Annotated in this window: 18 protein-coding genes; 8 read left to right on the top strand and 10 right to left on the bottom strand. The window is 66.0% G+C overall.

Annotated elements, in window-relative coordinates; translation table 11 throughout:
• Positions 1–19 precede the first annotated feature (19 nt).
• Positions 20–1,615, bottom strand: a complete 1,596-nt coding sequence (locus tag llg_RS04400) for a beta-N-acetylhexosaminidase (protein WP_338288319.1) — start codon at positions 1,613–1,615, stop codon at positions 20–22.
• A gap of 135 nt (positions 1,616–1,750) precedes the next feature.
• Between llg_RS04400 and llg_RS04395 the strand changes: the two genes are divergently transcribed.
• Together llg_RS04395 and llg_RS04390 are read left to right on the top strand one after the other, a co-directional pair.
• Entirely contained in the window at positions 1,751–2,116 is a 366-nt protein-coding gene (locus llg_RS04395) for an iron-sulfur cluster assembly accessory protein (RefSeq protein WP_338288318.1), read from the top strand.
• Positions 2,117–2,155: 39 nt separating this feature from the next.
• Entirely contained in the window at positions 2,156–2,698 is a 543-nt protein-coding gene (locus llg_RS04390; protein WP_338288316.1) for a DnaJ domain-containing protein, read from the top strand.
• Between the two features lie 99 nt (positions 2,699–2,797).
• On the opposite strand, the gene llg_RS04385 is transcribed toward llg_RS04390, so the two are convergent.
• A complete protein-coding gene (locus llg_RS04385) occupies positions 2,798–3,643 on the bottom strand; it encodes a HEAT repeat domain-containing protein (protein ID WP_338288315.1) in 846 nt (281 codons plus the stop codon).
• 245 nt (positions 3,644–3,888) lie between these two features.
• Between llg_RS04385 and llg_RS04380 the strand changes: the two genes are divergently transcribed.
• The 3 genes from llg_RS04380 (at position 3,889) to llg_RS04370 (ending at position 8,152) form a co-directional block, all read left to right on the top strand.
• The gene (locus tag llg_RS04380; protein WP_338288314.1) at positions 3,889–5,679 is read left to right on the top strand and encodes an Hsp70 family protein; all 1,791 of its coding nucleotides are present in this window, start codon (positions 3,889–3,891) and stop codon (positions 5,677–5,679) included.
• A gap of 105 nt (positions 5,680–5,784) precedes the next feature.
• The gene (locus tag llg_RS04375; protein WP_338288313.1) at positions 5,785–6,972 is read left to right on the top strand and encodes a hypothetical protein; all 1,188 of its coding nucleotides are present in this window, start codon (positions 5,785–5,787) and stop codon (positions 6,970–6,972) included.
• A gap of 10 nt (positions 6,973–6,982) precedes the next feature.
• Positions 6,983–8,152 carry a hypothetical protein gene (locus llg_RS04370; RefSeq protein ID WP_338288312.1) on the top strand — a complete coding sequence of 390 codons (1,170 nt, stop codon included), beginning with the start codon at positions 6,983–6,985 and terminating at the stop codon, positions 8,150–8,152.
• On the opposite strand, the gene aroE is transcribed toward llg_RS04370, so the two are convergent.
• The 3 genes from aroE to llg_RS04355 form a co-directional block, all read right to left on the bottom strand.
• Positions 8,128–9,045 carry a shikimate dehydrogenase gene (aroE, locus tag llg_RS04365; protein ID WP_338288311.1) on the bottom strand — a complete coding sequence of 306 codons (918 nt, stop codon included), beginning with the start codon at positions 9,043–9,045 and terminating at the stop codon, positions 8,128–8,130. The genes llg_RS04370 and aroE overlap by 25 nt on opposite strands.
• 89 nt (positions 9,046–9,134) lie before the next feature.
• Positions 9,135–10,454 carry a glutamate--tRNA ligase family protein gene (locus tag llg_RS04360; RefSeq protein WP_338288310.1) on the bottom strand — a complete coding sequence of 440 codons (1,320 nt, stop codon included), beginning with the start codon at positions 10,452–10,454 and terminating at the stop codon, positions 9,135–9,137.
• Positions 10,455–10,520: 66 nt separating this feature from the next.
• Positions 10,521–10,787, bottom strand: a complete 267-nt coding sequence (locus llg_RS04355) for a hypothetical protein (RefSeq protein ID WP_338288309.1) — start codon at positions 10,785–10,787, stop codon at positions 10,521–10,523.
• Positions 10,788–11,670: 883 nt separating this feature from the next.
• On the opposite strand from llg_RS04355, the gene llg_RS04350 reads away from it, so the two are divergent.
• The gene (locus tag llg_RS04350) at positions 11,671–17,490 is read left to right on the top strand and encodes an alpha-2-macroglobulin (RefSeq protein ID WP_338288308.1); all 5,820 of its coding nucleotides are present in this window, start codon (positions 11,671–11,673) and stop codon (positions 17,488–17,490) included.
• Between the two features lie 7 nt (positions 17,491–17,497).
• Positions 17,498–19,804, top strand: a complete 2,307-nt coding sequence (gene pbpC / locus llg_RS04345; RefSeq protein ID WP_338288307.1) for a penicillin-binding protein 1C — start codon at positions 17,498–17,500, stop codon at positions 19,802–19,804.
• 13 nt (positions 19,805–19,817) lie between these two features.
• Here pbpC and llg_RS04340 read toward each other — a convergent pair whose 3' ends face one another.
• From llg_RS04340 to llg_RS04330, 3 genes are read right to left on the bottom strand one after another with little or no spacing between them, the layout of a single operon-like run.
• Positions 19,818–20,516, bottom strand: coding sequence for an FkbM family methyltransferase (locus llg_RS04340; protein ID WP_338288306.1), 699 nt, complete (start codon positions 20,514–20,516; stop codon positions 19,818–19,820).
• Between the two features lie 54 nt (positions 20,517–20,570).
• The gene (locus llg_RS04335; RefSeq protein ID WP_338288305.1) at positions 20,571–21,320 is read right to left on the bottom strand and encodes a trypsin-like peptidase domain-containing protein; all 750 of its coding nucleotides are present in this window, start codon (positions 21,318–21,320) and stop codon (positions 20,571–20,573) included.
• 46 nt (positions 21,321–21,366) lie between these two features.
• Entirely contained in the window at positions 21,367–22,335 is a 969-nt protein-coding gene (locus tag llg_RS04330; RefSeq protein ID WP_338288304.1) for a sugar phosphate nucleotidyltransferase, read from the bottom strand.
• 141 nt (positions 22,336–22,476) lie between these two features.
• Here llg_RS04330 and llg_RS04325 point away from each other — a divergent pair, with 141 nt between their 5' ends.
• Positions 22,477–25,464, top strand: coding sequence for a hypothetical protein (locus llg_RS04325; RefSeq protein WP_338288303.1), 2,988 nt, complete (start codon positions 22,477–22,479; stop codon positions 25,462–25,464).
• 238 nt (positions 25,465–25,702) lie between these two features.
• Here llg_RS04325 and llg_RS04320 read toward each other — a convergent pair whose 3' ends face one another.
• Both llg_RS04320 and llg_RS04315 read right to left on the bottom strand, forming a co-directional pair.
• Entirely contained in the window at positions 25,703–26,143 is a 441-nt protein-coding gene (locus llg_RS04320) for a hypothetical protein (RefSeq protein WP_338288302.1), read from the bottom strand.
• A 7-nt stretch (positions 26,144–26,150) separates the two neighbouring features.
• The gene (locus llg_RS04315) at positions 26,151–26,918 is read right to left on the bottom strand and encodes a serine protease (RefSeq protein ID WP_338288301.1); all 768 of its coding nucleotides are present in this window, start codon (positions 26,916–26,918) and stop codon (positions 26,151–26,153) included.
• Positions 26,919–26,956 lie beyond the last annotated feature (38 nt).

Genomic DNA, 26,956 nt, shown 5'->3' with positions numbered 1-26,956 from the left:
ATGCTTAAAAATTCCGGATTCAGGGGGCTTCGGGAGTGTCCGGATATTCGACTTTCACGCCCTTGTCGGAGACTTCCGGAGTCTTCACGTAGGGGTCCCAGGTCTTGATGCCGTGGGCGTTCAGCCACGCCAGCTCGGCGGGGAGGCGGCCTTCGAACGACTTGAAATCCTTCCGCGCCTGAGGGGTCCAGGCCGCCTCCGCCATGGCCACCAGCCGCGGCCAGGTCATGAAGTCGCGGCGGGCCTGGGTCTTCATCGTCTCGGTCCACATGCAGGCCTGCATGCCCAGCACCAGCTTCTCGTCCTTCTCGGAGAGCTTCAGGCTGGCGGGGAACTGGTAGACGTCCGCGAGCGGGTTGAAGCCGCCCCAGATCCGGCCGTCCTTGTGGCTGCCATCCTGGACGAAGTCGAAATAGAGCGGCCGGCGCGGGCACAGCACCACCGGGTAGCCGCCGTCCAGCGCCTGGCGCAGCACACCGGGTTTGTCGTGACGCCACCAGAAGACCACCGTCTGGTCCTTCGGCAGGCCGCGGGCCACGATCTCGTCCCAACCGCCGGTCTTGAAGCCCAGCGCGTTCACGGATTTCGCCATCCGGCGGTTGAACCAACCCTCGACGGCGTCGTTGTCCTTCAGGCCTTCCTTTGCCATCAGTTCCTTCACCTCCGGCAGTTCCGGCCATTTTTGCCAGCCGAAGTTCGCCTCATCGCCGCCGAAGTGGATCACCCCGGCGTCCGGGAACAGCCCGCCGACTTCCTTGAGGACGTCGTCGAGGAAGGTCAGAACCTCCTTCTTGGCGGGATTGAAGGTGAAGTGCGGCCACTTTTTCGGCGCGGGCATGCCGCCACCATCGAGCTCCGGGTAGGCGAGCACCGCGGCATCGGCGTGGCCGGGCATGTCGATCTCCGGGACGATGGTGATCTGGCGGGCCTTCGCGTAGGCCACGATGCGCTTGATCTCCTCCTGCGTGTAGAACTGCACCGGCGAGTCGCCGGTGCGCTCGGTCTCGTTGCCGCGGCCGCCGATGGTGGCCAGCTTCGGATACTTTTTGATCTCAATGCGCCAGCCCGAGGAGTCGGTGAGGTGCCAGTGAAAGCGGTTGAGCTTGTAGCGTGCCATCGCGTCGAGCAGGCGCTTCACGGCCACCTCGCCGGAGAAATGGCGGGCCTCGTCGAGCATGTAGCCGCGCCAGCCAAAGCGGGGTGCGTCCTCCACCGAGAGGAAGGGCAGGCTCTTGCCTTGGGTCGAGGCCAGAAGCTGGGCCAGCGACTGCGTGCCGTAGAACAGGCCGGCGTCATCGGCCGCGCTCACCAGCGCGCCGCGGGAGCTGACGTCGAGGCGGTAGCCCTCGCCCTTCGGCGCGGCCTTGTCGCGGACCACCACGATCTGCGGCGTCTCGCCGGAGGAGGCTTGGGACAGGGGTTTTCCCGCGGCGGCGGAAAGATCGAGCAGCGCGACGTCGCTGCCGGTGAAGGGCGCGAGACGGACCTTGGGCGAGGCACCCAGATCGAGCGAGCCGCCCTTTTCCTCCACCTTGGACGGGCGGGGAATCAATGGGACCTCCGCCCACGCGGCACCGGTCGAAAGGATCAAACAAACAATTGGCAAACGGAACATGTCGGCGGCATTCCCGCAAAATTCGTTGTTGTGTTCAATTCCGGAGTTTCCAGCCGACTGCCGCGGAAAGCTTGGCAGTTGTGGGCTTCCGGCGGGCGGGTTGACGAATCCCGCGGACCAAGGCAGGTTCCCGCCGTGAGCGCTCCCACGGTCAATTTCAAGGTCGGCAATGAAAAGCTGATCCGCGTCCTCGATGGCGCGTCCAGCCACCTGCGCGGCCTGCTGGCGAAGCAGGGGCGGCCGGAAGGCGCGCTCCGCATCGCCGTGGTCGGCGGCGGTTGCTCCGGACTCCAATACAAGATGGATCTCGTCGATGGCCCGCGCGACCGTGACATCCTCGTCCCCAGCAACGGGGTGAACGTGGTGATCGATCCGAAGAGCGCGCTGTTCGTCAGCGGCAGCGAGCTGGACTTCTCCGACGACCTCCAGCAGGGCGGCTTCAAGGTCAGCAACCCGAACGCGATCGTGACCTGCTCGTGCGGCGAGAGTTTCGCAGCCTGACAGTTTGTCGGTTTTCAGGGTTCAGTTTTCAGCAAGAGGATGGATGCCTTCGAGACTCTGGGGATTCCCCGCGCGCTGGCGATCTCCGAGGAGGAGCTCCGCGCGGCGTTCCGTGAGGCGGGCAAGCGGGTGCATCCGGATGCGGGCGGCAGCGAGGCGGACTTCGCGCTGGTGCAGCAGGCCTTCGCCACGCTCGCCAGTGCTTCGAAACGACTGAAGCACTGGCTCACGTTGCGCGGCGAGGCGGGCGATGACCGCGGTGTGATCGCCCCGGAGCTGATGGATCTCTTCGGCCAGGTCGGCACGGTGATGCAGCGGGCGGATGCCATCGTCCGCAAGCGAGGCGAGGCCCGCTCGGCGCTGGTGCTGGCGATGCTGGAAGGCGAGACCCAATCGTGCCGTGAGGCGGTGGAGGCGGCGATCTCCAGCGTGGACGCCGCGCTTGCCGTGGAAACGGCGGTCTTTCCCGCCATCGAGACCGGAGAGGTCTCCGCGGCGCAGGCCGCCCGGCATGTCCGCAATCTCGCGTTCCTGGAAAAATGGCGCGCCAACCTCCAGGAGCGCTTCGCCCGCTTGCTCTGAGGAAGGAGTTGAGCCTTTAGGCGAGGAGGGTCTTCCGGGACGCAGAGTCTCTTGAGATCCCAGCCGCAAAGAGGCGCAAAAATCGCAAAAGGGAAGAGCTCATTCCCGGGGATTATCTCCGCCTTCCCGGCACCGGAGGATCGCTCTTTCGAGGTAGTGATCGTAGGGGGACCCGTCCTTGGGCGATTGGGACCGGCAGGCTTCCAACAAGGGCAGTAGTTGGGGATCGCCCAACGATTCGGCGGCTTCGAACGTGACGAAATCGACGTCCGGTCGCAGCAATTCCCGGGCAATGGCCTCCAGTGTTCCGGGGTGACCGGCGAGCGCGAGTTTCTCCAAGGCCTGGCTCCTCACAATCGGATGGGGATCGTCCAAGGCCTTGAGCAAGGCGGGCAGGGCTTGACTGAAATGAGGACCTGATTCCGGCAACCCGAAGATCGCCCAATCCCGCACGTCCCGATCGGGATCGTTCGCCAGATGGATCAGTGTTTCCACCGTCTCGGTCGTGTTCCAGCTCGCGAGAGCATGGGCCACGCCGTAACGAACGGATGGGTCCGGATGCGCCGCGTGTTGGATGAGATGGGGAATGGCCGCCGGATCTCCGCGGAAACCGAGCGCGACCGCCGCTCTTTCCACCACCCGGTTGTCCGGATCGGAGAGCAGGGGGATCAGGATGGCCACGCTCTCCGGCACCCAGGCGCGGTAGGGCTCTCCCCAGCCGAGCTGGGCGAGGATGTCAGCCCCGGTCGCACGGTCGAGAGGGTCGGGGCTGCCAGCATACTCGATGCCGAGATCCAGCTCCTCCCTTCCGGCACGATAGTCAATCAAGGCGAGGTGGACATCGTCGTCGCCCGCTTCCAAGGACTGCCGGTAGCGGGCCGCGCATTCGCGGCTCGTCATCGGATCCTGTTCGTAGCGGAGGTCGATGGGGCGTTCGGGAGGCATGGGCGATATCGACCTTTCCAGTCACGGCAGGCCTTGTCGAGGCGTGGAGGAGGGAGAGATCCCAGCCGCAAAGAGGCGCAAAAATCGCAAAAGGAAGGGATTGGCGAAGTTCGTCTTCTCTCCCTGAAAACTGAACACTGCCAACCCGCAAACTTTCAGGCCTCCGCCTCCCGGAAGACCCTCCTCGCCTGAAGCCTCGACTCCTTTGGCTTGCGCTTGCCGCCGGAACGAGAACCCTGCCGCGCATGAGCGACATCATCCTGGGCATCGATCTCGGCACCACCAATTCCGCGGTGGGCGTGGTGGATTCCGGCTTTCCGATCCTGCTGGCGGACGAAGATGGCCGTCGGATCACGCCGAGCGCGGTGTGGTTCGGAAAGGATGGCGGCACGGAGATCGGCCGCAAGGCGCTGCGCCGCCGCGCACTCGATCCGGGCCGGGTGGTCACCAGCGTGAAGCGCCTGATGGGCCGCCGCTACGCGGAGGAAACCGAGTTTCCGGTGGCGATGGCGCGTGCGGCCGATGGCGGCGTGACCGTGCTCGACCGCACGCCGGAGCAGGTCAGCGCGGAGATCCTCGGCGAGCTGAAGCGGATCGCGGAGTGGCGCTTGGAAACGGCGGTCCACAAGGCGGTGATCACCGTGCCGGCCTATTTCAACGACGCCCAGCGTGCCGCCACCAAACGTGCCGGGGAACTCGCGGGCCTGGAGGTGGTGCGCATCCTCAATGAACCCACCGCCGCGGCGCTGGCTTACGGCCTCGACAAGCTTTCCGAGAAGTCCCGCGTGGCGGTGTACGATTTCGGCGGCGGCACCTTCGATCTCTCGATCCTCGAAATGCAGGACGGCGTGTTCCAGGTGCTCGCCACCCACGGCGACACCCGCCTCGGCGGGGACGATCTCGATCTGGCGTTCGCCCGCCGTGCCGCGACCGTGGGGGGCGTCGATTTCGACACGCTCGATGCCTCCGCCCGGGTGAAGCTGGTGGAGGAAGCGGAGCGGGTGAAATGCGCGCTGTCGTCGGGCGAAGAAGCCGCCTTCCGGGTGCCGTTCTACGATGGAGCGAACAGTTTGGAGGCAGTCATCGCCCGTGCGGATTTCGAGGCCGTGGCAGCTCCGTGGATCGCCAGGACGCTGCGTCACTGCCGCCAGGCCTTGGCGGATGCCACGCTTTCCCCGCAGGATTTGGATGCGGTGGTGCTCGTCGGCGGCAGCACCCGGATTCCGGCGGTTCGCGCCGCGGTGGCGGAGTGTTTCGACCGTGAGCCGGATGTTTCCCAGCACCCGGACGAGGCGGTCGCGCTCGGAGCCACCATCCAAGGCGGCGTGATGAGCGGAGCGCTGCGGAAGATGGTGTTGCTCGACGTGACGCCGCTGAGCCTCGGCATCGAGACCTTCGGCGGGCTGATGAACGTGCTGATTCCGCGCAACACCACCATCCCGTGCAAGGCGGGCGAGATGTTCACCAATGCCGCCGCCGGTCAGGCCTCCATGCGCATCCGCGTGCTCCAAGGCGAACGCGAGATGGCCCGCGACAACTGGGAGCTGGGCGCGTTCGAGGTGGCCTTCGAGGCCCTGCCGAAAGGCCAGGCGCGGGTCGGCGTGCAATTCCGCATCGATGAAAACGGCATCCTCGAGGTGTTGGCGCGCGATGTGGCCACGGGCCAGGACACGATCGTCCAGATCCGGAGCGCGGCGGTGGATGTCGACGACGCCGCGGTGGAGCAGATGGTGAGCGAGTCGGTCGAGCACGCGTTCGATGACATGGCGGAGCGGGTGTTCACCGAGGCTAGGCTGAAGGCGGAGGAGTTGCTTCCCGCCGTGGAGATGGTGCTGGCGCAGGGGCTGGCCACTCCGGAGGAGCAGGGCGAGATCGAGGCGGCATCCACCGCGGTGCGGGAGGCACTGGCGGCGGGTTCCGCCAATCCGCTGAAGGCCGCGGTGCAGCGTTTGGATCAGGCCACCGAGGCCCTGGCCGCGCGGTTGGTGGAAAAGGCGATGGAGGAAGCCCTCGAACGGCGGTGGGCAGATAGTTAGACTTCCCGGCTTGCCAACTTACGGAGTTGGAACGACGGTCGCCAGCCAGTCGGCTGAAAATACATGAGCGGTCTTCCTGTAGAACCACGCATTCGCCCCGATTCCATGGAAGTGGAAGATTCCGGGGCCGAGGTGCCGGTGTTGATCGCCGAGGATATTTCGGCTCCACGCGTGGTGCTTCCCACGCGGCGGAGCACGGCGAATGAGATTCCCGTGCGGGCCGAAGCTGGATTGCGCATTGACTCCCGTTTTTCGCCCGGCCCCCAGAGCCGTGAAACGGCGGGAGCGGGCGAGGGAATTCTAGTCAGTGAACTCGGCAAAGGGGTGGTCCGCTTGGATTCCGAGGTAGCCCTGCCCACCGCGACCCGCACGGAGTCCCTGCCGGTGATGCAACCGCGGGCCCGGCGTGCCAAACTGGAGGGGCGGGATGGCGAGGTCTGGGGGCGTGGGCACCACCGCCATTCCCATCGCTGGTTGTGGTGGTGTGCTTCGGTCGTGTTGGTGGCCATGGCGGGTGGATTCGCCATCCAGCCGTTGCTCGCCAAGCGGAATGAAGCGGGGCGCGTGGCCAACTACGATCTGGTCCAGATGGTCGATGAGCCGGTGCAGACCGAGGATCCCATGGCTTACTTCACCGAGCACTCCGCCGAGGCGGAGCAGGAAATGCGTTCCGTGCTCACGGCTTATGCCCGTGCCCGGCGCTGGCAGGACGTGGAGCCCCTGGTTCGTGATGGCTCCCGCTTCACGGAGGCGCTGGAGAAATATTGGCGGGCGTGGGCCGTGCCTGCGGATTGGCAGCCAGCGGCGGACCTCATGCAATCCTACGGGGCGAGTGGCAACCGGGGGTTCGGCACCATGAGTGGGCTGCTCCCGGACTTCGCTCCCTATTCCGTTTGCTTCGTGCGTGAAGGCGGGAAAATGCTCGTGGATTGGAAGGCCACGGTTGGGTTTGGAACCCCGGCATTTCCGGAGCTTTCGTCCGCCGTATCCAAGGAAGCCGATGTCCGCGTGCTGATCGCGCCGTCCACGTTTTACACGGCTGCCTTTCCCGAATCCCGGTTTCAGGCCTATGGGATCACACGTGAAGGCGCGGACAACATCGTGTGGGGCTACGCCGGGAGAGACAGCGAGGCCGGGAGAAAGTTGGCCGGGATGTTCCAAAGCGGCACCATTCTGGGAAGCAACAACGCTGCTCAGCCGGTGAGGGTGAAGCTGGGCCGCTCCGGTGACGATGCCCTGCCAAACCAGTGGATCGTGCTCGACGTGCTTCACAAGGGGTGGGTCACGCCGTAGAACAACCGGCGTGAGCAAGGAAAACCGTGGATGGTTCCACTGCGGCCGGTGCGGCCGGATGTTCGAGGCCGCCCTCGGGATGGAGGCGCGGGCGTGTCCACATTGCGGCAAGGATCCGTCCATTTTCGGGGAATCGCTCGCCCAGTTGCAACAGCACCCTTCGATTCCGGCCCATCGTCCGACGCCCGCGGAGGAGGCTCCCGGGCGGAAACGTTCGTTCCGCAAGCACCGACGGAACGTCCTAGTGGTGAAACTGCTGGCCGGATGGGTGATCGTGATGGCCCTGTTGGTCCTGGGAGTCCGGCAACTAGGGGACGATGGTGGAGCGACCGATGGAGTCTCGACTTTCGCCGCACCGGGGGCTTACGCCGAAGCGGAGACCCTTCTTCTTCAGAAGGCGTTGCCTTCGTGTGTCCGGAATTTCCAAGCGTTCCTGGCGGCGGGTACGCCGGAGGCGCGGAACCAATATGTGCGGGATCCCATCGCGACGGCGGGGAAGATGGCTCGGTTCTACGCGATGAATCCGATGCCCTCGGTGAACCCGGCCGAGATCCGTCTGCTTTCCCGCAAGGTGTTGAAGCTTGGCACGACTGATGCCATCGGCACCACTTGGTCGGTCACGGACGGCAGGAAGCTGGATGCGGTTTTCGTCGAAGAGGAGGGCGAGTGGCGCTTGGATTGGTATCACTTCGTGCGCTATGGGGATTATCCGTGGCCGCTGTTCGTGTCGGGATCGGGGGGAGACTCCGGGGAGTTCCGTTTGCTCGCCCGCCAGCGCACCTCCACCGGGGATACCCACTCGGGACCATTGAGCCTCACCCTGTACGCGCCCCGTTTCGGTCTGCCCGGAGAACCGGGCGTAGGCTCGCCGGAAATCGAGGTTTCCCGCACCAGTAGCGAGGGATTGCTGCTGATGGCGGCCTTCCAAGAGGCGGCCAAGGGCGAGAAAGCCTTCGACGGGCAATTGTCGAAGGATGATCCGGATGAAATGATCCGGGTGCGGGTCAAGGTGCGGCGGAATGTCGACGACCGTGGCAACCGCCACTTCACGGTCGAGAAGGTGATCGCCTGCCACTGGCTCTCATGGGACGAGGCAGGCGTGGTGCCGCTGACCCCGGAGGAAGCCCTGCAGGCGAAACCGGCGGCGAAGCAGGCTCAGGTGCCCGAGCGCGCGGACTGAGCGAGTGCCTCCCGCATGAACGGCAGCGGATCGGTCTGCGGGAACCAATGCTGGAAGGCCAGCACGCCTTGGTGGAGTAGCAGCGAGATACCGTTCGCGGTGCGGCAGCCAGCGGCGTCCGCGGCGGCCAGCAGTGGGGTCACCGCTGGTTGGTAAATGGTGTCATACACGCACAGGCCGGGGCGGAGGCAGTCCACCTGGAGCGGTGAGCCGTCATCCGGTTTCAGTCCGACCGAGGTGGTGTTCACGATCAGGTCGCAGCGCTGGCAGAGGGATTCCAGCTGCGGGTCGTCGAATGAGAGCGCGATGACCTCGGTGGTCGGCCCGAGCGCGCGCAGGCGTTCGACCAGAGGGCCGAGCTTGTCGAGCGTGCGGTTCACCAGCACCAGCGTTGGCACGCCCTGCATGGCGCACTGGGTGGCGATCGCCTGGCCCGCCCCGCCACCCGCGCCGGCGATCATCACGCTGAAGGTGGAGAGGGGAAACTCGAAGTCATCGATGATGGCGCGGACGAATCCGGGGCCATCGGTGTTGAAGCCGTGGATGCCTTCTGCGTCGAAGCGCACGGTGTTCACCGCGCCCAGCGCGCGGGCGTCCGGATGGACCACCGAGCACGCGGCCAGCGCGTCGAACTTGTGCGGCACGGTCACGTTGCAGCCGATGAACCCCAGTGCCTTCATGCGCGAGAACGCCTCCGCCACCTGGCCGGGGGCCACGTCCACCTTGATGTAGCGGGCGTCGATCCCGGAGGCGTCCAGCGCCGGCTGGTGCATGCGCGGGGAGGACGAGTGCGCGACCGGGTGGCCGATCACCGCCAGGCGCGCGGGCTTGTCGTGGCCGGCATCGAGGCGGTCACGGGAGAGAAGGTCGTCGAGGGTGTAGGGCTGGCTCATGGGTCGGGGATACGCGCGCGCCTTCATAGCAGATCGCGGTCTGCGGACAAGAAGGCGCGCATTCGGGGTTTGGCAACCGTTAAGGCGGATCAAATCGCGAGCACTTCCGCGAGGCGGGCCACGCGGGCCGCGCTACGCTCGCGCCCGAGCAGGCCGAGGATGTCACCGAGATCCGGGCCGCCGGACTTGCCGCTGAGGGCCACGCGTACGGGGAACATCAATTGGCCCGGTTTTGCTCCGGCGGCCTTCGCCGTGTCACCGATGGCATGTTTGGCCGCGTCGGCGGACCATTCGGAGACTCCGGAAAACGCGGCGGCGAGGGCGGACAGCAGCGCCGGTGCCTGGGCGTTGGCCTTCACTTTTTCCAGCGCTTCGGTTTCGTAGGCGAACTCGTCCTGGAGCAGGAAGCCGATCGCCTCCGGCACCTCCTGGAGCAGGCGAACCTTTTCCTTCACGGTGGCGACGGCGGCGGGATAAGCGCCATCCACCGGCAGGCCCGCGCCTTCCACGAACGGAAGCGCGGCCTCGGCGAAGGCTTCCGGAGTGAGTTTCACGAGGTGCTGCTGATTGACCCACGCGCACTTCTCAGGGTCGAAGCGGGCCGGGGCGCGGTTGACGTTTTCGAGCGAGAAGCGATCGACGAGCTGGATTAGCGAGAAGATCTCCTCGTCGGTCTTCGAGGACCAGCCGAGCAGGGCCAGGAAATTGACCACGCCTTCCGGCAGGAAGCCCTGGCGCGGGTAGTCGCCCACCGCCGCGCCTTCGTCGCGCTTCGACATCTTCGAGCCGTCGCCGTTCAGGATGAGCGGAATGTGGGCGTAGAGCGGAGCCGGGGCGCCGAGGGCTTCGAAAAGCTGGAGGTGCTTCGGCGTGTTCATGAGGTGGTCCTCGCCGCGGATCACGTGGGTGATCTTCATTTCGAGGTCGTCCACCACGTTCACGAAATGGAAGACGTAGGAGCCGTCGGAGCGCTTCACGACCATGTCCGGGGTGTTGCTCTCGTCCTCGTAGTTGATCGTCACCTCGCCGCAGACGAGGTCGTTCATGGTGATCTTCTTCCGCTCGAAGCGGAAACGCCATGCGCCGCCGTCCTCGTAGACGCGGTCCTTGGCGCGGAGCACGTCGAACCACTTGTCGTAGACCGCGAGGCGCTCGCTCTGGAAATACGGGCCGTAGCTACCGCCGGCCTGCGGGCCTTCATCCCAGTCCAGGCCGAGCCAGCGCATGCCGGAGAAGATCGCGTCGCGCGCGGCTTCGGTGTTGCGGGCCTCGTCCGTGTCCTCCACGCGCAGCACGAAGGTGCCGCCGTGGTGGCGGGCGAAGAGGAAATTGAACAGCGCGGTGCGCGCTCCGCCGACATGGAGGTAACCGGTCGGCGAGGGGGCGAAGCGGGTGCGGACGGACGACATGCGGGCGGTTTAGTGTCCTCCGCGCCGGGAGTCCAGCGCGGGGCGAGCGTCCGCACCTGGAGCGGGTCATTTCGCGTCGCGGGTTTCCTTCGCAGCTTCCTCCAGTTGCTTCGCCTTGAGGTCGGCGGCTTCCTTCGCGGCGGCGGCCTCGTCCTTGATGGCGGCGGCCTCGCGTTCGCCGGCCTTACGGGTCATTTTGGCCTGGTCTTCGAGGGCGTCGGCGTGGCGTTCGAGAGCCTTGTCCTGGCGCTTCTCTTCTTCCGATTTACAGGAAACGAACGCGATGGACGATCCGGCCAGCAGGATGGTCAGGGTGGGGCGCAGGAGTTTCATGGTGGGTTGGGTTGTGGTTGGTGGGCGGAGCGGGTTGCGATCCGCCACGAATCGTTCCGCAGCGGTCATGCCATTGCAGAAGTCCTTGTAAATGTGGATGTCAACAGGGTGGATTCGGTGCATTCCGCCCGGTGCTCCCCGGGGTGGTTGCATCCTGCGCTAGGTAGTGCGAGGCTCCTGTCTTGCGTGCTGGGAAGACTTGCGAAGACCCTTGTTCGTCCAGTCTGCCATTGAGGGGATCTTCGTCTTCACCCTAGGTTGAATCGACATTCATTTCGCTTTGGCTGGAAAGCATCCAGAGGAGGCTCTGGATTTGGAGTGCGGCGATGCATCGCCGCTTTGAGCGGAGGCGAGGCATCGCCCGGGACAACACCTGCGTTCGCCAACCCGCTCCCTCGTTCCAGACCCACCCCCCTCTCTGGTTCCCGCTCCTCTTCCAGAGCTCCGCTGCCAATCCCGTCGATTCTCTCCGGCACCCAAAGCGGCGATGCCTCGCCGCACTCCAAATCAGAGTCCCCAGCCCCTCAAGGGCCGACAGGACCCTTCCACGCCCCCACGAATCTTCCCCGCACGCAAGGCGGGAGCCTCGCGCTACCTGCTCCTGCTTGGGGTGTCGGAGTTATGCCGTTTTCAATGAGTTGTGTCATTGTTCCGGAGGCATCTCCGACAGCCCGAAAATATATTTTCAGAAAGTGAAAGCCGGTGTGCGGCCATGCGTAACGCACCCTCGAGGACCACTCCCGTGAAAACAACATTCGCCCCTCTGAGGGCACTGGTAGGAAAAGCCGGCCACTTGGCCGGCTGTATCGTTGGGAACATCAATTGGTCGGCACCACCGTGGCTGCGGTGGACCGGCGGCAGGGCCCGGGCACTGGGCCGCCACATGGCGGCGCATCCGCGGGGTTGGGGCATCACCTTGGCGGCGCTCGCGGGAATCGCGGGTGGCATCTGGGGCGGCATGAGATGGTGGGAGGCGCACCGCCCGCGGGTGGTGGTCTACCAGGAGGAGCAGAAGGTGCAGGTGTCATGGACCGCGCCGCCTTCCGCGGGCTTGGGAGTGCCGGAGAAGAACCTGTCACCTTCGCCGGTGACGATCCGGTTTTCACTGCCGGTCGCCCCGCTCGAGAGGGTGGGCAAGGAACCCGGGCCGGGAGTGAAACTGGAACCCGCGCGCCATGGCATCTGGAAATGGCAGGACAACCGCACGCTCGTTTTCACACCGGAGGATCTCTATTGGCCCGCCGCCGCGAAGTATTCGGTGACGCTCGCTCCGGAAGGAATCGCGCCGCTGATGAAGCTCGACCGGACTACGCTGGAGTTCTCCACCGAGCCTTCGGTGGCGATGCTGCGGGATTTCAATTTCTACACCAGCCCGGCGGACCCGACGGTTCATCAGGTGGTCGGGGAGCTGTGGCTCCGTTATCCCGCCACGCAGGAGGACGTGACCCGGCAGGCGCGGCTGGAAGTCATGGGACACACCGCCGTGTTTGCTCCCGCTCCGGACGGCACCCCCGATCTGATGATCACCCAGGGCCAGGACGCCCGGCAGTGGTTTCTGCGCAGCCGGAATTTGATCATCCCCGGGAAGGAGGACTTCGCCAAACTGAGCATCCTCGCCGGGTTGGTTCCGGCGTCCGGAGGCGAGGCGTTGAAGGACACGGCGGAGGTGAAGACCCGGATCCCGGACAAGTTCACCGGCTTCACGATCAGCGGTGCTCAAACCCGGATCATCCGGACCGATGAGGGCGAGCCCCAGCAGTTCCTGTTTATCTCCACCAGCGTGGCATTGGAGAGTTCCGAGATCGCCAGCCATCTTCAGGCGTGGTGGCGGAGTGAGGAGGTGGATGGATGGGACACCGGCGACAAGGCGAGGCTGGAACAGCAGGTGGCCGCGGCGAAGAAGATCCAGTTGATGCCGGTCGAAAGCGAAGCCCCGCTTTCCAACCAGCATGCGTTCCGTTTCATCGAGCCCCGGCCCGGCTTCGTGCTGGTGCGGGTTTCGCCGGGAGTGAAGGCGCCGGGTGGGTTCGAACTCGGCGCTCCCTATCAGGACATCACCGGCGTGCCGGAGTTCCCGAAGGAGGTGCAGATCCTCGGCAAGGGCAACATCCTCACGCTCGGCGGCGCGCGCCGGATGGTGGTGGAGTCCCGCGGGATCGACCACCTGCGGTTCACGGTCGGCCGGGTGCCGATCTCGCAGGTCCAGCATCTCGTCACGCAGAACGACTACGGCGATTTCTCCGATCTGCGGATGAACAGCACGTTTCCTGAAACCAGCCTGGTCCAGCGCTGGCGGAAGCTCGTGAAGGTGCCGCATGAGAACGAGTGGCAGGCGGTGAAGACCGAGCTGGACCTGCACGAGGCTCCGGCGATGTCCGCTCCGGATCGACTGGAAGGCGGCTTCGGTATTTTCGTGGTCGAGGCGGAGGCGGTGAAGAAACTCACCCCGGTCGCGCCGGACACCAGCGTGTTCGGCCGGATCGAAACACCGGATGACGACGACGCGCCGTCCAAGCCCTACCTTTACGAGGAAGGGGAGGATGCGCGGCACGCCGTCGATGGCTGGGTGGAGGATGATGCGGTGCGTTCGCAGCGCGAGGACGATGGCCGCGAGCCCGGCAGGCGGTTCGTAATGATCACCGATCTCGGGTTGGTGGCGAAGACCGGCCCGGACGGAAAGCGCGACGTGTTCGTGATGTCGCTCGGTGCAGGGCAACCGGTGGCGGGGGTGACGCTGAAGGCGCTCGCCCGCAATGGCACGGTGCTCGTGGAAACGGTGACCGGAGCGGATGGCAAGGCGTCGCTGCCCTCACTGGAGGGCTTTGTGCAGGAGCGCCAGCCGGTGGCGGTGCTGGCGGTGAAGGGGAACGACGTGACCTTCCTGCCGTTGCGTCGCAGCCAACTCCAGTCGATGGATTTCTCCCGCTTCGATACCGAGGGCGTGCTCGCGTCCCGGCAGAAGGCGGTGGAAGGATTCGTGTTCACCGAGCGCGGTATCTACCGCCCGGGCGACATGGTGAATGGCGGCGTGCTGGTGCGGCGTCGCGATTGGAGCCCGGTGCTGGAAGGTCTGCCGGTGCGGATCACCCTCACCGATTCGCAGGGGCGCACCGCGGGCGAGCAGAAGATCCGCCTGCCCTACGACGGGTTTTTCGAAGTGAAGCTGCCGCTCACCGAGGGGGCCGTGCTTGGCCAATACCATCTCGCCGCCGCCGTGTTGGATAGCGAGGACCGCGAGCTGTTCCGCCTGGGCCGAGCCTCCTTGAAGGTGGAGGAATTCCAGCCGGACCGGATGAAGGTCGCCACCGTGATCGATCCCGCGCCGGGCGGTGGATGGATGTCGCCGGCTGACGCGAAGGCGAAGGTGTCGGTGAACTCGCTCTTCGGCGAACCCGCGGCCGAGCGCCGGGTGACGATGCGGTTGGAGTATTCGACCGCGGAGTTCTCGTTCGAGGGCTGGGAGGGATTCACCTTCCATGATCCCACCGCGCAGAAGTCGAAATCGCAGGCCGGCCGCACGGTCGACCTCGGCGAGGTGAAGACCGGCGAGGACGGCGTGGCGGAGTTCAACCTGCCGCTCGCCTCGGTGCCGGATGTTTCGTTCCGGATGGCGGTGCTGACGGAGGCCTTCGAGCGCGAGGGAGGCCGCAGCGTCCGCCACGCGCTCACGCAGCTCGTTTCGCCGCTGGAGCAGGTGATCGGCTGGAAGCCGGATGGTGACCTCGATTATCTCGGCAAGGACGCGGTCCGCACTGTGAAGTTCATCGCCCTCGATCGTGCCGCGAAGCCGGTGGCGATGGCCGGCCTGCACAAGCGCTTGATCGAGATCCGCCGCGTGTCCGTGCTCACGAAACAGGACAATGGCAACTACGCCTACGTCTCCACCGAGCGTGAGAAAACCCTGGGCGAGGAGGACCTGGCGTGGCAGCCGGAGGGCATCGACGTCACCGTGCAAACCGGCCAGTCCGGATCGTTCCGTTTGGAAGTGCTGGATGCCGCCAAGCGCCTGATTGCCGCCGTTCCCTACCGCGTGGCGGGCAAGGGCGATCGCAACCGCAGTGTCGACAGCGAGGCCGAGCTGGAACTGGTCCTGAGCAAGGGGGAAGCCCAGCCGGGTGAGGAGATCGAGATCCACCTCACCGCACCCTATGCTGGCGCGGGGCTGGTGACTTTCGAGCGCGATCGAGTGCTCGCCCACCAGTGGTTCCACACCGACACCACCGAGACCACGGTGAAGATGAAGGTGCCGGAGGACATGGGCGGGACGTTGTATGTGAATGCCGCCTTCGTGCGCTCGCCATCGTCGCCGGAGGTGTTCCGCAGCCCGCTCAGCTATGCCGCCGCGCCGTTGAGGGTCGCGCCGCTGCGCCACCAGCTCGGCTTGAAACTGGAAGCACCGAAGGTGGCCCGCCCCGGCACCGAGGTGAAGTTCTCCCTCAGCAGCGACAAGCCCGCCCGCGTGCTGGTCTACGCCGTGGACGAGGGCATCCACCAGATCACGAACTACAAGCTGCCGCGTCCACTCGATTACTTCTCGCGGAAGCAGGCGCTGGAGGTCGAGACGCTGCAATGGCTCGACCTGCTGCTGCCGGAATACCAGTTCCTGAAATCAGCCCCCGCGTTCGGCGGCGATGCCGACTCGGCGCTGGCAATGCACGTCAATCCGTTCAAACGCCGCCAGGAGGCCCCGGTGGTTTACTGGTCGGGGATGGTCGAGTCCGGCCCGCAGGCGAAGGAGTTGAAGTGGCTGGTGCCGGATTACTTCAACGGCAACCTGCGGGTGATGGCGGTGGCCGCCCGCGCCGATGGCATCGGCGTCGCGGAAACCTCCACGCTCGCGCGTTCACCGATCATCCTGTTGCCGAACGCGCCGCTCTTCGCCTCGCCCGGCGATGAGTTCGAGGCCTCGCTGGCCGTGACCTGCAATCTCAATGCGCCCACCGCCACCGACATCAAGGTGACCGTGAAGCCGGGAGCGGAGCTCGAAACGGTCGGCGCGGCGGAAGCCGTGGTGAACCTCGCGCAGGGCAAGGAAGGCATGGTGCGTTTCCGCTTCCGCGCGAAGGACGCGCTGGGTGGCACCGAGCTGAAGTTCACCGCCACCGCTGGCGGCGAAACGGTGAACCGCGCGATCACGCTGAGCGTGCGCCCGGCGTCCCATCATCTCACGAAGGTAACGTCCGGATGGTTCCGCACCGGGAACTATGAAGTGAAGACTACCCGCCAGCTCTATCCGGAGCTGCGCCGGGCCGACGCGATGGGCAGCGTGCTGCCCATCGGGCTGGCACGCGGTTTGGAGGCCTACGTCAGCGGTTATCCCCACGGGTGCAGCGAGCAGATCACCAGCCGCGCGATGGTGAAGCTGCTGGCGTCCACCGAGGTGGACTTCGGGTTGAAACCGGAGGTGGCGGCGGAGCACATCCGCGGCGCGATCGCCCAGCTCGCGAACCGCCAGCAATCGGACGGCGGATTCGGCTACTGGTATTCGGGGGCACCGCGTGCGTTCGAGTTCCATTCGCTCTACGTGCTGCATTTCCTTACCGAGGCGAAACTGCTCGGCCACCCGGTGCCGGAGGACATGATGAAGGGCGCGGTGCGCTACGTCTCGGCGACCGCCCGCGCGCCGATCGGGAACCTCCGCGAGGCCGAGTTGCAGGCCTACGCGATCTACCTGATGGCCCGCAATGGCGAGAACCCCGCGCCCCAGTTGCTGAACCTCCGCGACACACTCACGAAGGCATACGCTGGCAAGTGGGAAGGCTCCAGCACCGCCGCGTGGATGGCCGGTACCTACCGCCTGCTGAAGCAGGACAAGGAGGGCGCGAAGTTGATGGCCGCCTGTATGGACGCACGCGCCAAGAACCCGCCGCAACCCGAGCCCGTGTTCTGGTATGACCGCACTCCGGATGCCGAGGCGCTGAAGATCTTCTACGTCCGCTGCCGGCACTTCCCGGAGGACGCGAAGGACTTCGGCTACGACGATCTGGCACCGGTGATGGAGCCGCTGAAGAAGGAGAACTTCACCACGCTCACTGCCTCGTTCATGACGCTCGCGTTGAAAGCCTACGGGGATGCCGCGGCGAAGACCGGCCTGGAGTTGACGCTGGTGGCGAAGCCGCCATCCGGCGCGGAAACCGTGCTGGCGGGACCCGCGAAAGGCATCGTCCGTTCGCCGTTCCCGGTGGGCAGCGCCTCGGTCGGCATCCGCCGGAAACAGAACGGCTCCGGTGACATCGGCGCGTTCTTCCAGGTCACCGAACAGGGCTACGACCGCGGCAAGCCGCCGGGACCGGAAACCAGCGGTCTCGGGGTGTTCCGCGAGATCAAGCCGGTGGACACGTCCCATCCGGTGCGGCCCGGCGATTCCATCGCCGTCACCTTGCGGGTGCGGAACCTCTCGACCCGCTCCCTCACCAATGTCGCGGTGGTCGACCTGCTGCCCGCGGGCTTCGAGGTGGTCGCGGGTGACCTGAAGTCCGGCGCTGGCACGGTGGCGGGCACCACCTTCGCGGAGCTCCGCGAGGACCGCAGCCTGTTCTACCTGGACCTTGGTGGAAACGGCGAATGGTCGGTGAGCTACCGCATGAAGGCGGTCAGCCCCGGCTCGTTCGTCGTGCCGCCCGCGATGGCGGAGGACATGTATGATCGCGGCCGGCACGGCTTGTCCGAGCCGACCCGCATCGAGGTGAAACCCGCGCTGTGATCCTGCCGTGCGTGCGTGGTGGCACAAACTGAAATCCTGGAGGCGGCCGGTCCTGCGGTCGGCCGCCCTCCTTTCCCTCGTGCTCGGCGCGGGCTGGTGCCTGTTGCCGAAGCCGGAACTCTATCCGCCGGATCTCGGGTGGTCGCGCGTCGTGCGGGACCGCCATGGCGCGGTGCTTCACATTTCGCCCGCGCCGGATGGCCGCTACCGCTTGCGCACGCCGCTGGCGGAGATCCATCCGACGATGGTGCGGGCCACTTTGGAGAAGGAGGACCGTTGGTTCCGATGGCATCCCGGGGTGAACCCGGTGGCGGTGGCGCGCTCGTTGTGGGGCGTGGCCACTGGTCGACCGTTGGGCGGCGCGTCCACGCTTACCATGCAGGTGGCGCGGATGCGCTGGGGCCTCCAGACCCGCGGCCCGGGAGGCAAGCTGTTACAGATGTTCCGGGCGATCCAGCTCGAGCGCCATTACACGAAGGACCAGATCCTCGAGGCCTACTGCGACCTCGCGCCGTATGGCGGGAACGTCGAGGGCATCGGCGCGGCCGCGCGGCTGTGGTGCGGGAAATCGGCCGCCGATCTCAGCGAGCGCGAGTCGTTCGCGCTCGGCATCATCCCGCAGAGTCCGGCCACCCGCCATCCCGGGCGGGCAGGGGACCAATCGCGGATCGCCGTGGCGCAGGCCCGCCTTCAAGCCGGGCTCGCGGGCCCGGAGGCGCTGCGCGACGATCCACTGGCCGCTTCGTTCACGCTGGTGCCGCCGGGCGAGCCTCCGCACCGCGCGCCGCATTTCTGCCGCCGGATGATGAACGAGGACGCCTCCGCGGTGGTCGACACCACGCTCGATCTGGAGATCCAGGATGTGCTGGAGCAGGGCATCGCCGCTTGTCTCGACCGCACGTCGGAAAGCGGCATCCGCAATGCCTGCGCCGTGCTCGTGCATGCGCCCTCCCGGCAGGTGCTCGGCTACGTCGGCTCCGGCAATTACGGGGACCGGAGCATCCAAGGGATGGTCGATGGGCTGCGGGCCCGGCGTTCGCCCGGCTCGGCGCTGAAGCCGTTCATCTACGGTCTGGCGATCGACCAGGGGCTGATCCATCCCCGCAGCCTGCTGGTGGACGCGCCGATGGCCTTCGGCGACTACAATCCGGAGAACTTCGAGGGTGAGTTCATGGGCCCGGTCACCGCCCGCGAGGCTCTGGTCCGCAGCCGCAACATCCCCGCCGTGGATCTGGCGCGGCGGTTGCAGGGGGAGGGGCTCTACGGTTTCCTGAAACACGGCGGCGTCAGGCTCGATCGACCGGAGTCTTACTATGGTCTTAGTATATCGCTCGGTGGGGCCGGGATCACGCCGCTGGAACTGGCGCGCCTCTACGCCGCGCTGGCGGACGATGGCGTTTCCCGGCCGCTTGTGTTCCGGACGGGGCCGCCCCGCCCGGAGGCCGGGCCGCCCCTGCTCAGCGAGGCCGCACGGTTCCTGGTGCTGGACATGCTCCGCGGCACCGGGGAACTGGGCGCGGACTACGGGTTCTCCCGCGCCGATCCGGCGGTGGCGTGGAAGACCGGCACCTCCCACGGGTTTCGCGACGCGTGGGCCGCGGGCGTGCGCGGCGATCACGTGTTGGTGGTGTGGATGGGGAATTTCAGCGGCCGGGGGAACAACGCGCTCGTCGCCCGGCGGACCGCCGCCCCGCTGTTGTTCGAATTGTTCGCGCGTCTTCACCTGCCGGATCGGGTGAAGGAAGCCCCCGCCACCGTCGGGCAGGTCGATCTGTGCGCGCTGTCCGGCTGTCTGCCGGGGCCGCATTGCCCGCACCTCGTCCGCGGGTGGTTCGTGCCCGGGGTTTCGCCGATCGGCATGTGCGAGCTGCACCGCGAGATCCTGGTCGATGGCTCCACCGGCGCGCGGGTGGCGTGGAACGACGGTCGGCCGGGCCTGCGGCGGGAGGTCTACGAATTCTGGCCGCCGGACATGCTCGCTCTGTTCCGGAAGGCAGGCCTGCCGCGCCGCGAACCGCCGGCTCCGGAGAATGGCACGGCGGGGATCGAGGGCCTCGATCCCGGGGCCGCGCCGCTGATCCTCTCGCCGCTGCCGAACCGGCTCTACTTCACCGGCACCGAAGACATCACCTTGAAAGCCAAACCCGCCGCCGGGGTGGCGACGGTCTACTGGTTCTGCGACGAGGCGTTCCTGGGCCAAAGCACCGCCAATGGCGGGCTGCCGTGGCAACCCACGCCCGGGAAACGGAAGCTCCGGGTGGTGGACGACCACGGCCGCTCGGCCACCCTGGTGGTGACCGTCAAGGTGCCGTAGCGGGCGGCCCGTTTCAGGCCTTGAAGAAAATGCTGTCGATCTGCAACTGGCGCATCAGCTTCTTGCTGAAGTAGCCGGGGATGATGAAGTGCGTCTCGTAGCCCTTCGCCTTCAGCCAGGCGGTGATGTCATCGAAGGTGCTTTCCCCTTGATAAAGAGGGATCATCGAGAGCTCCAACTGCCAGCCGGCGATGCGGTTCGCGGCGATGGTTCCGGTCGAGCCCTCCAGCACCGGCATTTCGAAGCCCTGCGTGTCGACCTTCACGAAGACCTTGTCCCCTGCTTCCACGAATTCGTTGAAGAGACTGTCCACGGTTTTCACCTGCACGGTTTCGGTGGTCACGATGCGGGACTTCGGCAGAGCCTCCAGCATCGGATCCGCCACCGGCAGGATCGAGCTCATGTCGTTGTTCTGGGAAACATTGATGCTCACTTCGCCGGCCTCCGCGCCCACGGCCATGCGGGGTGCGATGGTCCACTTCGAATCCTTCGCCGCCAGGGTCTCGAGCGTGCGGTGGTTTTCGGAAAGCGGTTCGAAGGAGACGATGCGCCCGCGGAAACCCGCGGCGCGCAGTTTCTCTGCGTACTGTCCCACGTTCGCGCCGATGTCGAAGACCACCGTGATACGGTGGTGATCCAGCAGCGAAACCAGACGCTCGAAGTTCGGATTCGGGGCGTTGGTCGGGGCGGGCTTTTTCTTGAACAAGCGCATGGGCCGACAGGATTTCATCCGGATCGCCCGATGTAAAGCCGGGGCGGCTCAGGCTTATGTGTCGGTATCGCCCGTGTCCGCCGTGAGTTGAGGCAAGACATCGGCGTACCAGGCGCAGTTCAAGTTGAGCCGTTCATCTTCGTGGACGTCGCGGTTGGTCACGTCCAGCCGCGCGGCGTGGATACCGAGCAGCCACCACGGCAGCCCCTTGCGGCCGGAGGTGCGGCCCGGCTTTTTCAGCACCACCGGAGCGCCGCTGGTGCCGCGGTGCATCCGCGCGTCGGTGAGGAAGTAGCCGTTGCCCTGGAACCGGATGCCGAAGGACGAGGCGATCATCGCCCGCCGGGCGATCGGCAGATGGTGGAAGGTGTCGTGGAAACCGAGCGGGAAACCCGCCACCATCGCGGCGGTGCCGATTTCCACCTGATCCAGGTTCTTGACCAGTGATTGCGGTGAGAATGCGAGGTAAACGAAGGTTTCCGGCAGCTTGTCCCGTTCGAGCTCCACCACGACGACGTCGATCGGTCCGGCGGTATCCGCGGTTTCCCGCCACTGCGGGACGCCATCGATGTAGAGCGGGATCACGTAGCCGGTGACCGCCGCGACATTGTCCGGGTCGATGTGGAGTTCGATCTCCAGATGTTCGGGCACATGGCCGGAAACCTCATCGACCACCACGTGGCGGTTGGTGACGAGAAACAGGCGGCCACCGGTTTCGTAGAAGAAGCCGGTGGCGTTGGTCAGCGGGCCCAGGGAATTGGCCGTGGTGACCTTGGTGACGGCGAGCAGCAGCGATTCGACCATGCGGTTCTAACATACCGCACTTTCCGGGCCGGGAAACCGGAGGATTTCACAAATCCGCGTCCGCGTGCGGACCGCTCACCGGCCGGTCGGAGTAAACGATGCAGCCGTCGATGGCGGCGTCGCCCAGGATCGTCGCGCCCGGCCAGACGACCGAGTCGCGGACCACGGCTCCGGCCTCGATGACCGCGCCGGGCCCCACCGCGCTGCGCTCGACGATCGCGCGCGGATCGACCTTCGCGTCCGGATGGATCAGCGGGCCGAGGTCGAGCAGCGTGCGGTGGGCCAGCAGGTAGCTCACCCGGTCGCCGAGGTCCATCCAGTGGCCCTCGTCCAGCACCACCGCGCCGAGGCGGCCCTCCTGCGCCAGTTTCAGGAAGGCGGGGATCACGGAGACCTTTTCGCCGGCGGGCAGGTAATCGAGGAATTCGCGGTTCACGCAGTAGATCCCGCTGAACAGGTGGGAGCCCTCGCTGCGACCGAGCATCTTGCGGATATCCGTCACCCGGCGGCCGGATTCATCCAGCGCGATGTGCTGGGCCTCGCCGTGGGAGCGCAGCGCCAGCGTCACCGGCAGGCCGGAGGCCCGGTGCTCGTCGACCAGCCGCTGGAGCGGCATGGTGGTGAAAATGTCGCCGTTGTGGATCAGGAGCGGGCCGTCCTCGATCCAGTGGTGCAGGTTTTTCAGCCCACCGCCGGTTTCGAGCAGGTCCGGCTCCTGGAACAGGTGGACCGGGCGGTCGTGCCAGTGGCCGAACTCCGCCAGCAGGCCGTTCCCCCCCTCCAGCCCAGGGTGGGTCCAGGCTCCGTTCGGGATGCCGAAGGTCTCGTCCCGCCACAATTCCGGCAGGTGGTGGGTGTTGATCGCGAAACGGCGGATGCCGACCGCTTCGCAGGTGTCCAAGGCGCGCTCCGCCAGCGACTTGTGGAAAAGCGGGATCAGCGGCTTGGGCAGCCGCGTGGTCAGCGGACGCAGGCGGGTGCCCAGTCCGGCGCCGAGGATGAATGCCTGATGCACACGCGGGGTTTGGCGATCTCCGGACCAGCTCGCAAGCCTCCCGCGCCTTTTTGTTTGAGAAATCGGCGATTTTATCGCGTATCGGCATTCCTCATGAGGCATGCTTCTGCTCTATTGCTAACCCTCTCCGCGCCCGCGGCCATGGCCGTTCCGGAGGGATTCATCGTCCGGGATTTCGCCGGACCACCCCAGGTCGAGTATCCGACCGCCGCCACCGCCGCTGCCAACGGAGATGTCTACATCTCCTCGGACAAGAATGGCTCGCTCGGTCACAAGCCGAAATTCGGCAAGATCGTCCGCGCCACCGACACCGATGGCGACGGCAAGGCTGACAAGTTCCAGGACTTCGTGCCGGATGTGAACAGCCCCCGTGGCGGTCATTTCGTCAATGGCACCCTGTATTTGATCCACCCGCCGTACCTCACCAGCTACCGCGACACCAATGGTGACGGCGTGGCCGATGAGGAGAAGCAGCTCGTGAAGGGCTTCGGCTGGGGCATCGAGCACCCGCGCGGTGCCGACCACACCACCAATGGCGTCCGCATGGGCATCGACGGCTGGCTCTACGTGGCGGTCGGCGACTTCGGCATGCCCGACGCGGTCGGTGCCGATGGCAAGCACATGATCCTCAATGGCGGCGGCGTGGTCCGCGTCCGTCCGGATGGCTCCGAAATCGAGCCCTACGCGGTGATGACCCGCAACATCTGTGACGTCGCCATCTCGCCGTACCTGGACATGTTCTCCCGGGACAACACCAACGACGGCAAGGGCTGGAACACCCGTTTCCACCACTTCACCGAGCTGGGCGACCACGGCTACCCGCGCCTTTACCAGAAGTTCGCCGATGAGGCGATCAAGCCGCTGGCCGACTACGGCGGCGGTTCCGGCACCGGTGCCCTCTACCTCCACGAGCCGGGTTTCCCGAAGGATTTCGGCGATTCCGTGTTCACCTGTGACTGGACCGTCGGCGGGATTTTCCGCCACCCGATGAAGCCCTTCGAGGCTTCGTTCGTCGCCAAGCAGGAGGTTTTCGAGAAGTACCCGCACGCCATCGACATCGACGTCGACGGCTCGTCCCGCCTCTACATGGTGGACTGGCGCAACGGCGGCTTCGATTTCAACAACAAGGAAGTCGGCATGATCCACCAGGCGGTCTGCCCGGGTGAGAAGCCGGCCCAGTATGTCGACGTGACCAAGGCCAAGGACGCCGATCTGCCGGCCCTCGTGGGTTCCCGCAGCGCCGTCCAGCGCCTGGAAGCCCAGCGCGAGATCATCAAGCGCGGCCAGAAGCCTGTCTTCGCCGAAGGGGTCTTCGGCATCGCCAAGGACGCCAAGCAGCCGGTCTACGCCCGCGTGGCCGCGATCTTCACATTCAAGCAGCTCTACGGCAAGGGCAGCACCAAGTCGCTCTCCGAGCTGGTCGCCGATGCGGCCGTGCGGGAGTTCGCCCTGCGTGCCATGACCGACCGCCTCGGTGAGCTGGAAGGCGTGCCCGTCCAGCCTTACATCGAGGGTCTCAAGGATCCGAACGCCCGTGTCCGCCTGCAGGCGCTCATCGGTCTCGCCCGCCTCAAGGCGAAGGACGCCGCCCCGGCGATCCTCACCGCCGCCGGCACCTGGCCGACCGATGAGTCGAAGCTGGAGGAAGGCGCCCACTACCGCCTGCCCCACACCGCCGTGAAGGCGCTGGTGCAGATCGGCAATGCCAAGGCCTGCCTCACCGCCGTGGCCTCCCCGGCCATGCGTCCGATCGCCCTGCGCGCGCTTCAGGAAATGCATACCGATGAATCGGTGGATGGCCTGATCAAGATCGCGGACGGTTCGAAGGATCCGGCCGTGGTGAAAGGCGTGCTCGGTGCCCTGGCCCGCCTCTACAACGAGGAGAAGCCCTGGGACCTGAAGTCCTGGTGGAACACCCGCCCGGATGATCGCGGCCCGTATTTCGAGCCGGTGACCTGGGCGGCGACGCCGAAGGTCAAGCAGGCCATCGAGCGGAATTTCTCCAAGGTCGCCCCGACCGACAGCCAGGCCTTCGTCGAAACCCTCGCCACCAACCGCATCCAGGTCAGCGACCTGAAGCTCGGTGGTCTCGACCCGCTGGTGGTTGCCCTCGGCTCCACCAATCCGGACGCTTCGCAGGTCCAGATCCTGCTGGCCGCCGCCAAGGACGCCAAGCGCCCGTGGGACCAGCGCTCCGGTGCCTACCAGGCCCTGATGCGCGCCCCGGCCGACCAGGTCAGCACGCTGCGCCTCGCCGTGCTCTCCACCTGGACCGCGGAGAATCCGGTTCCGGCCGCCGCGTCCCAGCTCGAAGCCGACTTCGTCAATGAGTCGCAGCGCGGCTTGGAAATTCCGAAGCTCCGTGACCTCGCCGCCAAGCAGAGCGACGCCGCCAGCCGCATCGCCTGGAAGGCCATGCTGACCGTGATGAACAGCCCGCTGGCCAAGGCCGGTCCGAAGGCGGAGGTGAAGAAGTTCGTGGATGAGAACCCGCGCGAAGTGGGCTTCTTCCTCGCGCTGAAGGACCTCAAGCTCCCGGGCTTCGACAAGCAGATCGACGCGGGTATCAACCACAGCGACAACGAGCTGACCATCGCCGCCGCCAAGGCCGCGAAGGAAGCCGCCGGTTCCTCCGCCCACTCCACGGGCAAGAAGGTTGCCGGGCTGCCCTACGACCAGGTGCTGAAGGCCGCCATGACCGGCAAGGGCGATGTCAACGCCGGCAAGGCGCTCTTCACCTCCCGCGGCTGCATCGCCTGCCACAGCATCGACCCGAACGCCGAGCAGAAGGGCCCGTATCTCGGTGCTGCTGGCGCGAAGTTCACGCGCGACTACCTCATCGACTCCGTGCTGGAGCCGAGCAAGGTGGTGGCCCAGGGCTTCCAGACCACGATGTTCACGATGAAGGACGGCACGCCGAAGATGGGCTTCGTCACCGGTGAGGCCGACGGCGTCATCGAGATGCGCGACATCACCGGTCAGGTCACCAAGCTCAAGCGCGACGACGTCAAGGATGAGAAGCACATGACCGAGTCGATGATGCCCCCGGGCCTCGCCGCCGATCTGACCGTGGAGGACTTCACCTCGCTGATCGAGTATCTCTCCACCCTCAAGGCGGTGGGTGGCTGATCACGGCTGGCGCTTCGAATACCGAATCACCGAATGACCAAGGGCGGATGGGAAACCATCCGCCCTTTTTTGTAGCCGAAAGCTCCGCTTTCGGAATGTAGGGGGAAGCTCCAGCTTTCCCTCTTCCGGGGGGATCGCTTGGTCTGTCCGCCACCGCCAACTGGAGCTGGCGGAGACATTCTGAAAGCAGAGCTTTCAGCTACGATCCATGGCGGATCGAAATCCGCCACTCCTTGGATCATAACCGCGGATCGGTCACGCGCGTGGCGTTCACCAACTGCGACTTCCTGCGGAAGCCCGCCAGCGTCCGGTATTCCTTCGGCGTGATCGGATAGGGTCCCGCGAACTCGACCTCGTGGCGGTTCTCGATGTTGGTCCGGCAGGCGAAGGCTTGCTTGGATTCGAGGTAGTAGAGGATCAGGTAATGCCGGTCCTTGTTGGACATCTCGGCGATGAAATCCGGCAGGCCTTTTTTCGACACGAACAGGGCGACGTCCGGGAACAACCTCGCGTGCCCCATCAGCCGCTCCATGCCGAAGCTCGGCGGCTCCGCGCGCACCAGCATGATGCGGTCGTTCGCCTCGTTGGCGGTCCACCCCGCCACCCATGCATTCGACACCGGCGAGCAGCCGGTGAAGCTGGCAATGGCGAGGACGGCGAGCAGTCGGAGAGGATTCATAGGGTGGTCAGCGGCCTTTCGCGCGCGGCGTCCGGCGGTCGCGTTCGATGATGGCCGCGATGGCATGAACATTCGGCCGGCTGCACTCGGAATCAATGAAGAATGCGGTCTCCATCGGCACCAGATACTCCACCGCCGAGTTGATGCCCACCAAGTCGCCGTGGGAGTCCAGCACCGGGCCGCCGCTGTCGCCGGGCTGGAGAGGCATGTCGATCTTGAACTTGCGGTTGCCGGTGAAGGGGCTTTCCGGCGGGATCTCGGTGGAGAGTTTCCCCGGCGAGGTGCGGAAGCCGGTGGCGATGCCCGCGTGGATCACCGGCGTGCCGACCGGCAGCCAGTGGTCCGGAGCGGTCCACTGGTAGTGGAAGGGAGTGGGCATCGGCGCGTGGAGCACGGCCACGTCCGCGCCGTAGGAACGCCACACGATCCGGGCCTTGGCGTAGCGGACGTTGCCGCCGTTGCGATAGACCACGAACACCTTCCGGCCCGCGGACTGGGCCAGCACGTGATCGGCGGTGAGGAAGTAGCCGTCGGCGGTGATCGGGGTGGCGGAGCCGCCATCGGTGTCGCCCGGGGAATTCACCAGCTTGAAGCGGCTGCCTGCCGAGCCGGAGAGCACGGCCCGGTTCGTCACCACCACCGCGGTGAGGCGCTGGGACGCGGCGTGGCGGGCGGCGGGACCGGGGATCGTGGGATCAGGCGGCGGAGCCGAACAGGCCTGCAACGACACCGCGCCGATCACGGCGGTCATGAGCCACTTGAGCGATTGCTGCATCCCGGAACAGTGATACACGGTTCCGCACCGGAGTCACC

Source organism: Luteolibacter sp. LG18, from assembly GCF_036322585.1.
Classification (GTDB): domain Bacteria; phylum Verrucomicrobiota; class Verrucomicrobiia; order Verrucomicrobiales; family Akkermansiaceae; genus Luteolibacter.
Note: the sequence above shows the minus strand (reverse complement) of the source record. Positions and strands in the feature narration are given on the sequence as shown.

Bases quoted from the DNA above. Each gene is read 5' to 3' on its own strand.
- llg_RS04320 (WP_338288302.1), bottom strand. From the start codon at position 26,143: ATGAATCCTCTCCGACTGCTCGCCGTCCTCGCCATTGCCAGCTTCACC.
- llg_RS04380 (WP_338288314.1), top strand. From the start codon at position 3,889: ATGAGCGACATCATCCTGGGCATCGATCTCGGCACCACCAATTCCGCG.
- aroE (WP_338288311.1), bottom strand. From the start codon at position 9,045: ATGAGCCAGCCCTACACCCTCGACGACCTTCTCTCCCGTGACCGCCTC.
- llg_RS04325 (WP_338288303.1), top strand. From the start codon at position 22,477: ATGGCCGTTCCGGAGGGATTCATCGTCCGGGATTTCGCCGGACCACCC.
- llg_RS04375 (WP_338288313.1), top strand. From the start codon at position 5,785: ATGGAAGTGGAAGATTCCGGGGCCGAGGTGCCGGTGTTGATCGCCGAG.
- llg_RS04385 (WP_338288315.1), bottom strand. From the start codon at position 3,643: ATGCCTCCCGAACGCCCCATCGACCTCCGCTACGAACAGGATCCGATG.
- llg_RS04400 (WP_338288319.1), bottom strand. From the start codon at position 1,615: ATGTTCCGTTTGCCAATTGTTTGTTTGATCCTTTCGACCGGTGCCGCG.
- llg_RS04340 (WP_338288306.1), bottom strand. From the start codon at position 20,516: ATGCGCTTGTTCAAGAAAAAGCCCGCCCCGACCAACGCCCCGAATCCG.
- llg_RS04360 (WP_338288310.1), bottom strand. From the start codon at position 10,454: ATGTCGTCCGTCCGCACCCGCTTCGCCCCCTCGCCGACCGGTTACCTC.
- llg_RS04335 (WP_338288305.1), bottom strand. From the start codon at position 21,320: ATGGTCGAATCGCTGCTGCTCGCCGTCACCAAGGTCACCACGGCCAAT.
- llg_RS04390 (WP_338288316.1), top strand. From the start codon at position 2,156: ATGGATGCCTTCGAGACTCTGGGGATTCCCCGCGCGCTGGCGATCTCC.
- llg_RS04350 (WP_338288308.1), top strand. From the start codon at position 11,671: ATGGCGGCGCATCCGCGGGGTTGGGGCATCACCTTGGCGGCGCTCGCG.
- llg_RS04315 (WP_338288301.1), bottom strand. From the start codon at position 26,918: ATGCAGCAATCGCTCAAGTGGCTCATGACCGCCGTGATCGGCGCGGTG.
- llg_RS04355 (WP_338288309.1), bottom strand. From the start codon at position 10,787: ATGAAACTCCTGCGCCCCACCCTGACCATCCTGCTGGCCGGATCGTCC.